This is a genomic window from Agromyces albus (genome assembly GCF_030815405.1).
Classification (GTDB): domain Bacteria; phylum Actinomycetota; class Actinomycetes; order Actinomycetales; family Microbacteriaceae; genus Agromyces; species Agromyces albus_A.
Map to the genome: position 1 here is coordinate 3,041,768 of NZ_JAUSWX010000001.1, position 14,122 is coordinate 3,055,889.

Sequence of the window (14,122 nt, forward strand, 5' to 3'; positions counted from 1 at the left end):
CCCCCCGGTCGCGTTGTGAGCGACGTTACGAGGCGACGGATTCCGCGACAAGGCCTGAGCGCACGGAGGATGCGACGCCGCTCACGGGCGCAGCGGCCTCGGGCCGTGCCAGACGGAGGCCATCGCCCACACCTCGAACCGCTCGAGTCGCACCGCACCGGCCAATGACGAGAACGACAGCCCGGTCGCATCGGCCCGAGTCGGGTAGATCCGCGCCGTGAGCGACCGGCCGTTGGCGAACACCTCGATCGCCGACCGATCGAGCACCACCCTGAGCTCGACACGTCCGTCGTCGCCGATCGGCACCGGGCCACCGAGCGGCACGGTGTCGAGTCCTTCCGCGACGCTCGATGACGACCGGTCGAGTTCGAGGCGGCCGGTTGCGGCGTCGATGCGCACGACCGTGCGCTCCACACGGTCGGCGGTCGCCCGCACGGTGAGCTCGACGACCGCGTCGGCTCCGAGGATGAGGCTCGCCTCGAGATCGAGCTGGTCGCCCGCGAAGGAGCCGCCCGAGGCATCCGTCGGCAATGGAACCAGCTGGCCCGGTTGCAGCGAGGCCGGTTCGAGTGCGCGCCGCTCGCCGCGCAGTGACGCGACCTCGTCGACCGGCGCCTGCACGAGCTGCCCTTCGGCACCGAGCCGGAGCTCTCGTGGCAACGACATGACCCCCGACCAGCCCGCGGCATCGCTCTGCTCAGCGGGCCGTGCCTCCTGCAGCCATCCGAACATCACCCGGCGACCCGACTCGTCGCGGAACGACTGCGGCGCATAGAAATGGCGGAGCCCGTAGTCGAGATGGTGCAGTGAGCGCGGGGTGAAGATGCCGTCGCGGTAGTCGCCGACGTAGTAGAGCGGGTGGAGCGTGTCGCCCGCGTGCCAAGCCGAGAAGACGAGGATCCACACGCCGTCGAGCTCGAACAGTTCGACGCACTCCCACGTCGTGCCGGTCCAGATCGGCTCGCGATCGGATGCATCGCCGATGACGATCGGGCCCTGGTACTCCCAGTTGCGCAGGTCTCGCGACGTGTATCGCACCGCCGTGCCGCCTTGCCCGACGATGCCCGCGCCGATGAGCTGCTGCCACTCCCCGCCCTCGCGCCAGACGCTGTGGTCGCGGAACTCGGTGATGTCGAGGGCCGGGGGTCGCGTCGCGATCACCGGGTTGCCCGGGTCCTTCGTCCACGTCGTGAGCGTGGGATCACCGGTTGCGACGCACGGCAACTGCAGCATGCCGTGAGGTCCGGAGTGATTCCCCGAGTACACGAGCGTCGGCACGCCGTCGTCGTTCACGAGCACACCCGACCAGCAGCCGTCCTCATCGGGCCCGGGCGTCGGCTCGAGCGCGATCGGCTCGTCGACCCAGTGCACGAGGTCGGCGCTGGTCGCGTGTCCCCAGTGGATCTGCCCATGCCGCGGGGCATCGGGGTTGTACTGGTAGAAGAGGTGGTAGATGCCGTCCCACTGGCCGACCCCGTTGGGGTCGTTCAGCCAGCCGCCGGGTGAGACGAAGTGGAAGCGGCTGCGCTGCGGGTCGTTCCATGCCGCCACCGGCATGGAATCGGCGGCGAGACCGGTCTCGCGGTCGGTCGTCATCGGGCCCCCGTCGTGATGGCTGCGGCTGCGAGGTCACCCTCGAGCCGCGACTGGTCGATCTGGGCGCGCAATTCGGCGCGCGCCGCGCGATTCGGCCGCTCCACGCGAAGCGGATCGGGCACCGCCGAGATGAGCAGCCGGGTGTACGGATGCTCCGGCGCCGCCATGAGCTCGACGCTCGGCCCGCGCTCGACGATGCGTCCCCGGTACATGACCATCGTCGTGTCGGCGATCACGCGCGCGGACGTGAGGTCGTGCGTGATGTACAGGATGGAGATCCCGCGGTCGCGGCGGAGCCCGTCGAGGAGCTTCAGCACCCCGAGGCGTACCGAGACGTCGAGCATCGATGTCGGTTCGTCAGCGAGGATGACCTGCGGCTCGACCGCGAGCGCGCGGGCGATCGCGATGCGCTGGCGCTGGCCGCCCGAGAGCTGATGCGGATAGCTCCAGAGCAGCTGCTCACTGAGGCCGACGGAGTGCATGAGTTCGCGCATCGCGTCGAGCCGCGCTCGCTTGCCGGTCGCCTTGCCGTGGATCGACAGCGGCCTGGCGAGGAAGTGCGCGACCGGATGCACCGGGTTCAGCGACCCGAACGGATCCTGGAACACCATCTGGACGTCGCTGCGATACGCGGCTGAGGCGCGGCGCTTCTCGGTGCGCAGCACATCGATGCCGTTCAGCTCGACGGAGCCGGCATCGGCCGACTCGAGGCGCGCGATCACGCGCGCGATCGTCGACTTGCCGCTGCCCGACTCGCCGACGAGCGCCGCGATCTCACCACGGTGGATGTCGAACGTCACCTCGTCGACGGCTCGCACCGTCGTGCGGCGGAAGGCCCCGCCCTGGTGGAACTCCTTCGTGAGCCCGCGAACCGCGAGCACGACGTCGTTCGTGGTCGCCTGGGCAGCGCCCACGATGCCCGCGTCATCGGCCGGCCGGGCCAGCACCGACGCCCGCCCGCTCGAGATCGGCGGGAACGCCTCGATGAGCTCGAGCGTGTACGCGTGCTCGGGCTGCTCGTAGAGTCGTCGCGCCGCGCCCTGCTCCACGATGCGCCCGTGCCGCATGACGGCCATGCGGTGCGCGAGCTCGACCATGAGCGCGATGTCGTGCGTGATGAAGAGCACCGAGAACCCGAGCTCCGCCTGGAGCTCCACGATGCGTTCCATGATGTCGCGCTGCACGACGACGTCGAGCGCGGTCGTGGGCTCGTCCATGATGAGCAGCGACGGTCGCAGTGCCAGGGCGGTCGCGATGACCGCCCGCTGGCGCATGCCGCCGGACAACTGGTGCGGGAAGTTCGAGATCCGATCGCCAGGGATGCCGACGAGCTCGAGCAGCTCGAGGGCCTTCGCCCGGGCGGCCTTCTGCGGCATCCGTTCATGCGTCGTGAAGACGTCGATGATCTGGTCGCCGATCGTCATCACGGGGTTCAGCGAGTTCATCGCGCTCTGGAACACCATCGCGATCTCGCGCCAGCGGAAGGTGCGCAGGGCCTCGCCCTCGAGCGCGAGCACGTCACGCCCCTTGAAGGTGATGCTGCCGGCCGTCACGGAGCCGGCATCGCCGAGCAGGCCGAGGATCGCGTTCGCGATCGTCGACTTGCCAGAGCCCGACTCCCCCGCGAGTCCGAAGATCTCGCCCTCGTGAATGGTGAAGGTCACGTCGTCGGCGGCGACGAACGGCGCTGCATCCGTCTGGTATTCGATTCGCACGCCCGAGATCTCGAGCAGCGGTGCGCCGGTCGGCTGTGTCGTCGAGGTGTTCATCGCCCGGCCTGCTTCCTGCGGGTTCGCAGCCGCGGGTTGGTGACCTCGTCGACCGCATAGTTGATCATGGCGAGCGCGAAGGCGACGAGCGCGATGCAGACACCCGACGGCACGAACGTCCACCATGCGCCGGTCAGCAGCGCGCCGTCGCTCGACGCCCAGAAGAGGTTCGTCCCCCACGACACCGAGCTCGGGTCGCCGAGGCCGAGGAACTCGAGACCGGCCTGGGCACCGATGCCGAAGATGACGCACGCGAGCAGCGTGCTCATGACGATCGATGCCATGTTCGGCAGGATCTCGCGGAACATGATGCGCGCGGGCCGTTCGCCGGTGACGACGGATGCCGCGACGAAGTCCTTCGCCCGGATCGACATCGCCTGCGACCGCACGACGCGGGCCGAGCCCGCCCATCCCGTGATGACGAGCACGATGATGATCGTGCCCGGGCCCGATGGCAGGAATGCCGCGAGCACGACGAGCAGCGGGAGCCCCGGGAGAAGCAGGAAGATGTTCGTCAGCACCGACAGGACCTCGTCGACGACCTTGCCGAAGTACGCTGCGGCGAGGCCGACGAGCACCCCGACGAGCGTGGCGACGAGCCCGACGGTGAGGCCGACGAAGAGCGACGAGCGCGAGCCCCAGACGGTGAGCGCGAAGACGTCCTGCCCCTTCGCCGTGGTGCCGAGCCAATGCTCGGCGGAGGGTTCGAGCCAGGGGTCGCCGATGAACGCCTTCGGGTCGCCTGGCGCGATCACGGGGGCGAGCACGGCGATGAGGATGAAGACGACGAGCAGCACGAGGCCGGCGACCGCCTTGCCGTTGCGCAGCAGGGTCGCCCCGAAGCGGCGCGGCCGACGCGTGCTCGGCGGCGTCGCGGGCGGCACGGGCAGAGCGCCGGTGAGCATGCCGGCCTCGGGCTGCTCGCCGGCCGCGATGGTGGAAGGGATGATCGTCATGGTCGTCTCCTAGTGCACTCTCACGCGCGGATCCAGCCGCACGTAGACGATGTCGACGAAGAAGTTCGCGAGCAGCACCGTCGCGCTGATCGTCAGGAAGATCCCCTGCATGAGCGGATAGTCGAGCGCCTGGACAGCGGTGAGCAGCTGGTAGCCGACGCCGGGGTAGGCGAAGACCACCTCGGTGAGCAGTGCTCCACCGACCACGAAGCCGAGCGACATGCCGAACGCCGTGACCGAGGGCAGCATCGCGTTCCTGGCGGCGTAGCGGTACATGATCCGCCCGGGCCGCAGGCCCTTCGCGGTGGCCATCGTGATGTAGTCCTCGGCGTTCGTCGCGATCATCGTGTTGCGCATGCCGATGAGCCATCCGCCGATCGAGACGAGCACGATCGTGAGCGCGGGCAGCACGAGGTGGGTCGCGACGTTCGCGATGAAGTCCCATGAGAAGGAGGGGACGAGACCGGCATCGTAGGCGTGGCGCAGCGGGAACCAGCCGAGGGTGACCCCGAACAGGTAGAGGGCCGCCATCGCGAGCCAGAAGTAGGGGAACGACCCGACGAACACGAGCAGCGGCGGGAAGACGGTGTCGACGAGCCCGCCTCGCCGCCAGGCAGCAAGGATGCCGAGCAGGTTGCCGAGCAACGCGGCGATGATGAGCGCGGTGGCGCTGAGCAGCAGGGTCCACCCGATCTGCGAGGCGATGACGTCGGTGACCGGCGTCGGGAACCGCGAGATCGAGATGCCGAGGTTGCCGCTGAACACCGATCCGAGGTAGTCGAGGTACTGCTGCCAGACGGGGACGTCGCCGAGGCCGAAGAGCCGTTTGAGCTGCAGCAGTTCTTCCGACGTCATCTGCCCCTGCACCTGGGCGAACATGCGGCTGATCGGATCGCCCGGCATGAGGCGTGGCAGGAGGAAGTTGATCGTGAGCGACGCCCAGAAGGCGATGAGGTAGAAGCCGAGTCGACGGAGCACGAAGGCCATGTCGGCACCTCCTTTCTGTACTGGTTGGAGCGGGAGTCTGTACTGGGTGGAACGGGAGGGGCGAGCGGATGCCGCAGACGGATGCCGCGGCATCCGCTCGCCGTGGTGCTACTTCGCGACGGGCTCGAGCGTGGTCAGCACGAGGACCGTCGTCGGTGAACGCACCGAGAGGGTCGCGTACGGGTCGTCCTCCGTCGGCCACCCCGTGAAGCGCGTGTCAGTGAACGCGCCCCACTCGGGGCCGGGGAAGAGCGGCACGACGGGCGCCAGCTCGGAGTAGAGCGTCTGGAGCTCGTTCGCCGCAGCCTGCTGCGCAGCCTCGTCGCCCGCCGCTGCGAGCTGCGCGAGGAGCTCGTCGGCGCGGGGGTCGGCGAACCGGTGGTAGTTGTCGAAGGCCTGCTCGCCGACGGGCTTCAGCGTGGTGCTGCTCATCGCGGTGCGGTAGTAGCTCCACGGCGTCGGGCCGTTGCCGCTCCACGCGATGCCGGTGTCGAAGGTGCCCTGCTCGTACCCCTCGACGACCTGGCCCCAGTCGGGCGAGTCCACCGTCGCGGCGACGCCGATCGCCTTCATGTTCTCGGCGATGATCTGCGCGACGGAGAGCCAGTCGCTCGACGAGGCTCCCACCGAGATCTTGAAGGCGAACGGGCTGCCGTCCTTCTTGGTGCGGATTCCGTCGGAACCACGGGCATAGCCGGCCTCATCGAGCAGGGCGTTCGCCGCGTCGACATCGAGCGTCGTCCAGTCGCACGCCTCGAGGACGGCTTCATCCTTCCAGCCGTCGAGGTTGTCGGAGAGCCCCGTGCAGTCGGCGGGATGGGCGTAGCCCATCATGCCGATCTCGGTGACCTGTTCGCGGTCGACGGCCATGCTGAGCGCCTTGCGCACGGCGACGTCGTCGAACGGCGCCTTCGTGGTGTTGAGCGTCCACTGGATCATGGAGCCGGTGCCGGGGAACCAGTAGTGTCGGTGCTCGGGATCCTTGTCCACGAATGCCTTCTGGATGTTCGGAATGAACTGCGGAGCCCAGTCAACCTCGCCGTTCGCAGCGGCGAGGTTGGCACCGTCGTTCCCGGCGAACGCGAGCACGCGGATGCCGGGGATCTTCTGCTTGTCAGGCTGCCAGTAGTTCGGGTTCGGCAGCAGGTCGAACGACTGCGCCCCGAAGTTCGCCAGCTCGGTGTACGGCCCCGTGCCGACGGGCTCGGGATTGGTCTCGGTAGCGGGATCGTCGAACGTCTCCCACTCGTGCTTGGGCACGATCGACTCCTGGCCGACATCGAACACCGCGGGCGAGTTCGGCGCGTCGAAGGTGAACTCCACGGTCGTGTCGTCGGGGGCCGAGACCTCGGTGACGTAGGCGTAGCCGCCGAGCACCTCCTGCTGGAGCTCGAACGTGTACACGACATCCTCGGCGGTGAACGGCTCGCCGTCCGACCACTGCACGTCATCGCGCAAGTGGAACGTCACGCCGGTGCCGTCGGCCGTCGCCTCCCAGCTCTCGGCGAGCCACGGCGTGGTCTGACCGTCGGCCGGGTTGTAGATGAACATGCCCTCGAAGATCGCCTGCTCGGTGAACGGTGACGCATCGGGGGTGAACGGATTGAAGTTCGGGGTGAACGACGCCGTGTCCTCGCGGGGGACGGTGAGCAGTGCACCCTCGGATGCTCCGCCTCCGCCTCCGCTCGCCGTGCAGCCGCTGAGCGCGACGACGGCGGCGACTCCCGCGGCGATGACGGTGGCCGTGCGGCCCCGCCGAGGTGTGATGTGCATGAGTTACCTCTCTTCGACTTTGAAGGCACCCGATGACGCAGTCGCGCCGCCGGGGTGATCAGACGGAGTGCCGCTCGACGAGCGGGCATTCCGCGGTCACACGGACAGGCCGTGCGACCTCGCTCGCCGAAGCCTCGGCGAGCAGGTGCACCCCGCGCGCGCCCATCGATTCGAAGGGCAGCGCGACCGTGGTGAGACTGGGCCGCAGGTACGCGGCGATGAGCTCTTGGTTGTCGAATCCGACGACGGCGACATCCTGGGGGATACGCAGGCCGCGTTCCTTGATCGCGTCGTACGCGCCCATCGCGATGCGGTCGTTTCCGCAGAACAGCGCGGTCGGGGGATTCGGCAGGTCGAGCAGCGCGGACACGGCATCGTAGCCGCGATCTGCCGTGGCGTGGCCGCTGACGATGAGCGACTCGTCGAGCGGGATGCCCGCCTCTGCCAGTGCCTGTTCGTAGCCCGCCCGCCGGCCGATGGCGGCCGGAATGTCGGGATAGAGGTTCACGAAGCCGATGCGCCGGTGGCCGGCACTGATGAGTCGGTTCGTGGCCGTGCGACCGCCACCGATCTCGTCGGGCACGATCGACGGGAAGCGGCCGTCGGGATCGAAGCAGTTGACCAAGACCACGGGAACGGATGCCGCGGCGTCGGGAACTCGCACCGCCCGGTGCCACGTGGTGGCGAACACGAGCCCCTCGACACGGTGCTCGAGCATCGTCTCGACCGCGGCCTCCTGCACGGACGGATCATCCTCGGAGGAGCTGATGAGGAGCAGGCGGTCGTCGAGCTTTGCCTGATCTTGTGCGCCCTTGATGATGTCGACCGCGAACGGCGCCGTGACGATCTCGGTGATGAGTCCGACGAGGTGGGTCTTCTGCGAGGCGAGCGCGCGGGCGCCGGCGTTCGGCCGGTAGTTGAGCTCTGCCGCAACCGCGAGGATTCGTGACCTCGTCTCGTGCGGGATGCTGATCGTGTCGCGCCCGTTGAGCACGAACGACACGGTGGTGCGTGAGACTCCAGCGCGGGCGGCGACGTCGCTCATCGTCACGGAGCGGCTGGGAACCGGAGTCATCTTCGACCGACCTTCACGAATTCGTTGTCACCAAAACGATTTAGTAACGCGCGTTAGTTGCGATGAGATCGAAGATACAACAGCCCTGACAACGATGTCAAGCGTGCCCAGGCGGCCCTGCGCCGACCGACCTCAGTCGCCCTTTGGCGGTGCCACCGACGCGCGCTCCACGATCGGGCACTCGAGGAGCACCGGATGCGCCCCCAAGAGGGCCGCCTCGTCGCGCCGCTCGATGAGCGAGTTGAGCGTCTCGACAGCCCACGCGCCCATCTCGTAGTGCGGCAGCGCCACAGTGGTGAGGGCTGGGTAGAGGCTCGCGGCGATCGGGTCCTGGTCGTCGAACCCCACGACCGACACGTCGCGCGGCACGGTCAGCCCGAGCTCGGCCACTGCCCGGTAGGCGCCCATCGCCATGCGGTCGTTGTAGCAGAACACGGCGGTCGGGCGCGTGGCCGGGTCGCGCCCATGGTCGAGCAGCCCCATCGTCGCCTCGTACCCGCCGCTCGCTTCGGAGATCGCCTCGACGATGAACTCGTCGGGGTCGAGGTTCGCGGCGAGCATGCCGTCGCGATAGCCCCGCAGTCGGCCGCGCGTCGCCGGCACGTCGACCGAGCTCGCGGCGAACGCGATGCGCCGGTGCCCCTGCCGAACGAGCAGGTCGACGACGGATGCCGCGCCGCGGCGCTCATCCGGCACCACCGACGGGATCTCGCCGTCGCGGTCGCGCGCGCCGATCAGCACCGCCGGCACCGCGTGCAGCTCGTCGGGCGGCACGACCTCGTCGTGCCAGACGGTCGCGTAGATGACGCCGTCGGCCTGTCGGTCGAGGAACGCCTGCACCTGGACGCCCTCGACCTCGGGGTCGGTGTTCAGGCGCGAGTTGATGATCGCGAGCGTGAGGTTGTGCTTGTTCGCCTCCTCCTGCGCGCCGAGGATGATGCGGCCGGCGTGCGGAGTGGTCGCGATCTCCTCGGTGAGGAGTCCGACCATCCCCGACGCCTGGGTGCGGAGGCCACGGGCGAGCCGGTTCGGATGGTAGCCGAGCTGGGCCGCGGCCTCGCGCACGCGCGCCTTCGTCTCGTCGCTCGTGCGAGTGTGGGGCGTGTCGTTGAGCACGTGCGAGACGGTCGTCACCGACACGCCGGCCGCCGCCGCGACGTCGCGTATGCCGACCTGCTTGCGAGGCATCCGTCTCCCGTTTCTCATCTCACCGTCTCACCTTCGTACCACTCCGTACCCGACCCCGCGCCCGGCGCGTCGCGATTGCCTACGCGGCGGGGATCGCCGGGGTGGCCCTGAACGCGTTCGCGGCCCGGTCGACGACGACTTGGGCGTCGGTTCCGGAATCCAGGATTGTGTTCCGCGCCGAATCGGAGTCGACTCGCACGGCCGTGACGGCGAGGCTGGCCGAAGCCTCGGTCGTCAGCAAGGCGTCCACCTGGGCCGAGAAGCAGGAGTCGCTCGACGCGGTACGCACGTCCATCGCGACGACGTGATTGCTGGAGATGTAGTTGCCGCTTCCCGCCACGAGTCGGATGATGACGGGGGTCGCACCGGTCGGACGGATGGTCTCCGCGTCGACCACCTCGGAGAAGTGGTTGCCGATCACGGAATTGTTGCTGCCGTCGATGCGGAGGAGTCCGAAGAGGTCGTCGAGTCCATTCCCGACGCCCAGGAACGGGGTCCACGGCTCTTGGTCGCGCAGGAAGTGGTTCGTGGCCACAAGGTTCTCCGAGCTGTTCGCCGCGAGGACCACCATGCCCGGGTAGAACGAGTGCAGGCGGTTGTTGGTGATGCTCGAACGCGTGACGCCGTTGAGATGGACGCTGCTCGCGCCACGTGGGAAGACGTTGTTGGCGGTGATCAGTAGCCCGCCGTGGTTCTCGGCGTAGATCGAGTGTCCCTTGAAGCCGGCTCCGATCAGGTTGTCGGTGATCTTCGAGGCCTGGCCCCACCCGCGCAGCTCGATGCAGCTCCCGCATTCGGCGATGAAGTTGTCGTGGACGGAGAGCGCGTCGGCGTTGAAGATCGTCAGCGCGTGCTCGAGGAACACGAACCCCATGCCGGTGATGCGGAACGAGTCGTTGGCGCTGCCGACGTAGATGCCCGTCTTGCCGTTGACGTAGGTGTTCGCCGGGTGGAGCTCCGAGCCGTCCCCGTCGAAGTGCATCCCGTCGATGCAGAAGTTCGCGAATTCGACCGAGCTGATCCGGGGGCTCCCCCTTCGCTCGATGGCGAAGGCGGCGCCCTTGGACTCTTCAACCTCTCCCGCGATGGGAAGGTCCACGACGACACGGCTGCCCCCGGGCCACAGCTCGTGCAGATCGGGCCACTCGTCTTCAGGGACGTTGAACCGGATGCTCGACGAGGCGAAGCCGTGTCCCGAGCCCTCGATCCTGAGGAAGCTGACGTCGATCACCACCTGCGTACGAAGGTGGTAGTCGCCTGGCGGTACGTAGATCACCGCGCCGGGCTTGCCGCCGTGGTGCTCATCGGTGGCCGTCTGTCGCGCCTTGATGTCGGCGATGATGCTGTTGATGACCTCGCCGATGTCCTCGGCCGCATTGCCGACGGGCCACGTCGTCACGTCGTAGGAGTTGACGCTTGGCATGGCGTGATCGCCCTTCGTGTCGTGATCTCTTCGGCCTTGACCGCGCAGGTGCGTTGTGTTCGCGCCGATCATGTGCCGTCGCTCATCCCTTGACAGCGCCGAGCGTGAGCCCGGCGACGATGTGGCGCTGCAGGAAGAGGGTGAGCAGGATGACGGGGATCGAGTACACCGCGGCGAGCGCCGTCATGCCGCCCCAATCGAGGCCGAACTGGCTCTGGAAGTTCGCGATGACGATCGGCGTCGTCTGCGCGCGCACCGAGGTGAGCAGCAGCGCGAAGAGGAACTCGTTCCACGACGCGAGGAAGGCGAAGATCGCCGTGACGGCGACGCCCCCGGTGACCACGGGGATCACGACTCGCCAGAGTGCCTGGAGCCTGGAGCATCCGTCGACCTTCGCTGCTTCGTCGAGCTCGTCGGGCACCGCTTCGAAGAAGCTCGCCATGAGCCAGATCGACAACGGCAGCGAGATCGTGGTGTGTGCGAGGGCGAGGCCGAACGACGTGTCGGTGATGCCGAGGTTCCGCATGATCTCGACGAGCGGGGCGCCGACGGCGATCGTGGGCACCATGCGGGTGACGAGTGCGGCGACGATGAAGACGCGACCGCTCGGGGTGCGGAACCTCGTGATGGCGTAGGCGGCCGGCACGGCGAGCACGAGCGAGAGCGCCGTGCTGATGACCGCCGTGACGACGCTGTTGACGAGCGCCGCGGGCACGCCCTCGCGGCTGAGCGCCGAGACGTAGTTCTCGAGCGTCCACTGCGTCGGGAACACTTCGGGCGGAACCGAGATCGCCTCGAGCGGCGTCTTGAACGACGTGAGCAGGAGGTAGATGAAGGGGAAGCCGTAGAGGATGAGTGCCGCGGCGAGCAGCGCCCACAGCACGATGCGACTCTTGCCGCGGGTTTCGAGACCGTTCATCGTGCCGAACCTCCCGGGCGCCAGATGAGCGCGATCGCGGCGATGGCGACGGCGAGCATGACGATGAGGTAGACCGTACCCATCGCGCTCGCGAGGCCGGGCTCGCCGAAGCGGGTCATGGTGCGGTAGATCAAGAGGCTCAATGTGGTGGTGCTCCCCTGTGGGCCGCCATCCGTCTGGATGAGGATGATGTCGAACGCTCGTGCCGCGTCGATGCCGCGCACGATGAGGGCGACGGCGATGACCGGCCGAAGCAGCGGGATGATGACGCTGAAGAGCAATCGCGGATACCGCGCCCCGTCGATGCGGGCCGCCTCGATCACGTCGCCCGGGATGTTCTGCAGGCCCGCGAACAGCACGAGCGTGATGAACGAGGTCGTGAGCCAGATGTCGGGAATCGCGACCGAGAACAGGGCGATGTTCGGATCGGAGAGCCAGTGGATCTGGTCTGGGCTCTGCAGGAGGCCGGCGCGGAACAGCAACTCGTTCACGATGCCGAAGTTGTCGATGAGCAGGAACCGCCAGAGCAGGCCCGCGACGATCGGCGCGATCATGAGCGGGTACATGAAGATCGTGCGGAACACGCTCGACCGGCTCCCGAGGGCGGAGAAGAGCAGTGCCACCGCGAGCCCGAGCGTGAACTCGAGGGCGACGACGATGAGCGTGTAGACGACGGTGCGCACCGACGCGTTCTGGAACGCTTCCGACGCGAACGCCGTCGCGTAGTTCGCAAACCCGACGAACGTGCGGGGGCCACCCGCGATCGGCGAGATCTCGAAGAAGCTGTCGGCGATGAAGCGCACGAGCGGCCACAGCACGAAGCCGGCGAGGAACAGGCCGGCCGGCGCCATGAGCAACAGGGCGAAGGCCCGGTCGCTGAGGTGGCGGCGAGTGCGTGGCCGGCCGGGGCCTCGAGCGGATGCCGCGAGCCGCCGCTCGCCCGGCCCGCCCGGGGCGGTCTGGTCGACCGCCCCGGTCAGGGACTGCTGGGTGGTGCTTTCCACGTTGACGTCCTTGCCAGTGGTTGGAAATGCCGGTGGTTCGATCGGACTACTGGATGATTGCTTCGATCTGCGACTTGGCCTCTTCGAGCAGGGCGGCATTGTCTGCCCCCGGTTCGACGGCCTTCTGGAGCATCGGCACGAGTACCGAATCGACGATCTCCTGCCACTCGGGAGTGGCCGGGCGCGGCAGGGTCTGCGGCGCGTTCAGGGTGTCGAGCAGTGCCGGGTAGTTCTCGAAGCCGGCCTCGCCGCTCTTCGCCTCGAACGCGGACTTGCGTGCCACGAGACCGAGCGAGGTGTCGGCCGAGAGGTCGTTGTGCTCGTAGGCGAACTGCACGAACTCCTTCGCCGCCTCCTGCTTCGCGCCGGCGGTCGGCACCGAGAGGTACCACGCACCGGGAACTCCGCCGATGCCGGCGGGGCCGGCGATCATCGGTGCGACGCCGATCGAGTCCTTCACGACCGAGTCGTCGGGCGTCGCGCGGTAGGCATGGCCCCAGAAGCGCATCATGGCGAGGTTGCCCTGGTAGAACAGGTTCTGCGAACCCGCCCAGTCGAGCTGCGAGGCTCCGGATGGCGCGTACGGGAGCAGGCTCGTGTAGAAGTCGAGCGCCTCGAGGTGCTCCGCACTCGCGATCGTCACGTCGCCGCTCTCGGCATCGAGCACCATGTGCTCTTCACCGGCTTGCGACACGGTGGCGAGCCATTCGGTCTCGACGGCACCCTTGACATCCGTGCCGTACAGATCGGTCTGGCCGTCGCCGTCGGTGTCGCGAGTGAAGAACTCGGCGACGTCGCGGTACTGCTCCCAGTCGGTGGGGGCGGCCAGCGGGTAGCCGAACTTCGCCTCGAAGTCGGCCTTGTTCGTGGGGTCTTCGAAGAGGTCGGTGCGGTAGAAGAGGATCTCGGAGTTCGTCCACACGGGCATGCCGACGAAGCTGTCGTTCACCTTGGCCTCGGTGACGAGGCCGCCGAAGAGGTCGTCTTTCACGTCGTCGGTGTAGAGGTCGTCGAGCGGGGCGAGCCCGTCGGCGAAGGCGCTCAGCCAGATCGCGTCGAGTGCGGCGACGTCGAAGGTGGGGCTGCCGCTCGAGAGCTCGGTCGAGATGCGGTCGTAGAGGCCGGCATACGGAAGCTCGACGAGCTTGACCGTGGTGCCGGTCTCCTCCTTGTAGAGGTCGGCGATGGGCTCGAGTTCGGCCTTGCCGCCGCCTTCGACGACGACCGTGAGGGTGTCGGCATCGGCGGATGCGTCTCCGCCACCGCCGACGCCGCACCCGGTGAGGGCGATGGCGGTGATGAGCGTGGTCGCGGCGGCGATGCCGACGCGTGCGCGCCGGCCGGGGAACCGGGTGCGAGTGCGAAGCTTCATTACTTCACTCCGTTCGAGTTGTCTGTGCAAGTTGTCTGTGCAGGATCTGAGGTGCCAAGA

At 68.1% G+C, this 14,122-nt stretch carries 11 protein-coding genes; all 11 read right to left on the minus strand.

What is annotated here, in order from left to right; translation table 11 throughout:
* Positions 1–81: 81 nt before the first annotated feature.
* The 11 genes from QFZ29_RS14425 to QFZ29_RS14475 all read right to left on the minus strand — a co-directional run bounded on the left by QFZ29_RS14425 (position 82) and on the right by QFZ29_RS14475 (position 14,062).
* Positions 82–1,596 (minus strand): glycoside hydrolase family 32 protein, encoded by a 1,515-nt coding sequence (locus tag QFZ29_RS14425; protein ID WP_306894737.1) that lies wholly within the window; start codon positions 1,594–1,596, stop codon positions 82–84.
* Positions 1,593–3,365, minus strand: a complete 1,773-nt coding sequence (locus tag QFZ29_RS14430) for a dipeptide ABC transporter ATP-binding protein (RefSeq protein WP_306894738.1) — start codon at positions 3,363–3,365, stop codon at positions 1,593–1,595. Before QFZ29_RS14430 ends, QFZ29_RS14425 begins: the two co-directional genes overlap by 4 nt.
* Positions 3,362–4,270 (minus strand): ABC transporter permease, encoded by a 909-nt coding sequence (locus tag QFZ29_RS14435; RefSeq protein ID WP_306896738.1) that lies wholly within the window; start codon positions 4,268–4,270, stop codon positions 3,362–3,364. Before QFZ29_RS14435 ends, QFZ29_RS14430 begins: the two co-directional genes overlap by 4 nt.
* Before the next feature lie 60 nt (positions 4,271–4,330).
* A complete protein-coding gene (locus QFZ29_RS14440; RefSeq protein ID WP_306894739.1) occupies positions 4,331–5,308 on the minus strand; it encodes an ABC transporter permease in 978 nt (325 codons plus the stop codon).
* 108 nt (positions 5,309–5,416) lie between these two features.
* The gene (locus QFZ29_RS14445) at positions 5,417–7,081 is read right to left on the minus strand and encodes an ABC transporter substrate-binding protein (RefSeq protein WP_306894740.1); all 1,665 of its coding nucleotides are present in this window, start codon (positions 7,079–7,081) and stop codon (positions 5,417–5,419) included.
* A gap of 58 nt (positions 7,082–7,139) precedes the next feature.
* A complete protein-coding gene (locus QFZ29_RS14450) occupies positions 7,140–8,126 on the minus strand; it encodes a LacI family DNA-binding transcriptional regulator (protein WP_306894741.1) in 987 nt (328 codons plus the stop codon).
* Positions 8,127–8,288: 162 nt separating this feature from the next.
* On the minus strand, positions 8,289–9,344 hold the full coding sequence (locus QFZ29_RS14455; RefSeq protein ID WP_306894742.1) for a LacI family DNA-binding transcriptional regulator: 1,056 nt from the start codon (positions 9,342–9,344) through the stop codon (positions 8,289–8,291).
* Positions 9,345–9,423: 79 nt separating this feature from the next.
* Positions 9,424–10,767, minus strand: a complete 1,344-nt coding sequence (locus QFZ29_RS14460) for a NosD domain-containing protein (protein WP_306894743.1) — start codon at positions 10,765–10,767, stop codon at positions 9,424–9,426.
* 82 nt (positions 10,768–10,849) lie between these two features.
* The gene (locus QFZ29_RS14465; RefSeq protein ID WP_306894744.1) at positions 10,850–11,686 is read right to left on the minus strand and encodes a carbohydrate ABC transporter permease; all 837 of its coding nucleotides are present in this window, start codon (positions 11,684–11,686) and stop codon (positions 10,850–10,852) included.
* A complete protein-coding gene (locus QFZ29_RS14470) occupies positions 11,683–12,537 on the minus strand; it encodes a carbohydrate ABC transporter permease (protein WP_306896740.1) in 855 nt (284 codons plus the stop codon). Before QFZ29_RS14470 ends, QFZ29_RS14465 begins: the two co-directional genes overlap by 4 nt.
* A gap of 199 nt (positions 12,538–12,736) precedes the next feature.
* A complete protein-coding gene (locus QFZ29_RS14475; protein ID WP_306894745.1) occupies positions 12,737–14,062 on the minus strand; it encodes an extracellular solute-binding protein in 1,326 nt (441 codons plus the stop codon).
* Positions 14,063–14,122: the final 60 nt, after the last annotated feature.

What these genes read in the sequence shown, in the direction of transcription:
- QFZ29_RS14460 (WP_306894743.1), bottom strand. Translation starts at nt 10,767, where the DNA reads ATGCCAAGCGTCAACTCCTACGACGTGACGACGTGGCCCGTCGGCAAT.
- QFZ29_RS14445 (WP_306894740.1), bottom strand. Translation starts at nt 7,081, where the DNA reads ATGCACATCACACCTCGGCGGGGCCGCACGGCCACCGTCATCGCCGCG.
- QFZ29_RS14425 (WP_306894737.1), bottom strand. Translation starts at nt 1,596, where the DNA reads ATGACGACCGACCGCGAGACCGGTCTCGCCGCCGATTCCATGCCGGTG.
- QFZ29_RS14440 (WP_306894739.1), bottom strand. Translation starts at nt 5,308, where the DNA reads ATGGCCTTCGTGCTCCGTCGACTCGGCTTCTACCTCATCGCCTTCTGG.
- QFZ29_RS14465 (WP_306894744.1), bottom strand. Translation starts at nt 11,686, where the DNA reads ATGAACGGTCTCGAAACCCGCGGCAAGAGTCGCATCGTGCTGTGGGCG.
- QFZ29_RS14435 (WP_306896738.1), bottom strand. Translation starts at nt 4,270, where the DNA reads ATGCTCACCGGCGCTCTGCCCGTGCCGCCCGCGACGCCGCCGAGCACG.
- QFZ29_RS14450 (WP_306894741.1), bottom strand. Translation starts at nt 8,126, where the DNA reads ATGAGCGACGTCGCCGCCCGCGCTGGAGTCTCACGCACCACCGTGTCG.
- QFZ29_RS14455 (WP_306894742.1), bottom strand. Translation starts at nt 9,344, where the DNA reads ATGCCTCGCAAGCAGGTCGGCATACGCGACGTCGCGGCGGCGGCCGGC.
- QFZ29_RS14470 (WP_306896740.1), bottom strand. Translation starts at nt 12,537, where the DNA reads ATGGCGCCGGCCGGCCTGTTCCTCGCCGGCTTCGTGCTGTGGCCGCTC.
- QFZ29_RS14475 (WP_306894745.1), bottom strand. Translation starts at nt 14,062, where the DNA reads ATGAAGCTTCGCACTCGCACCCGGTTCCCCGGCCGGCGCGCACGCGTC.
- QFZ29_RS14430 (WP_306894738.1), bottom strand. Translation starts at nt 3,365, where the DNA reads ATGAACACCTCGACGACACAGCCGACCGGCGCACCGCTGCTCGAGATC.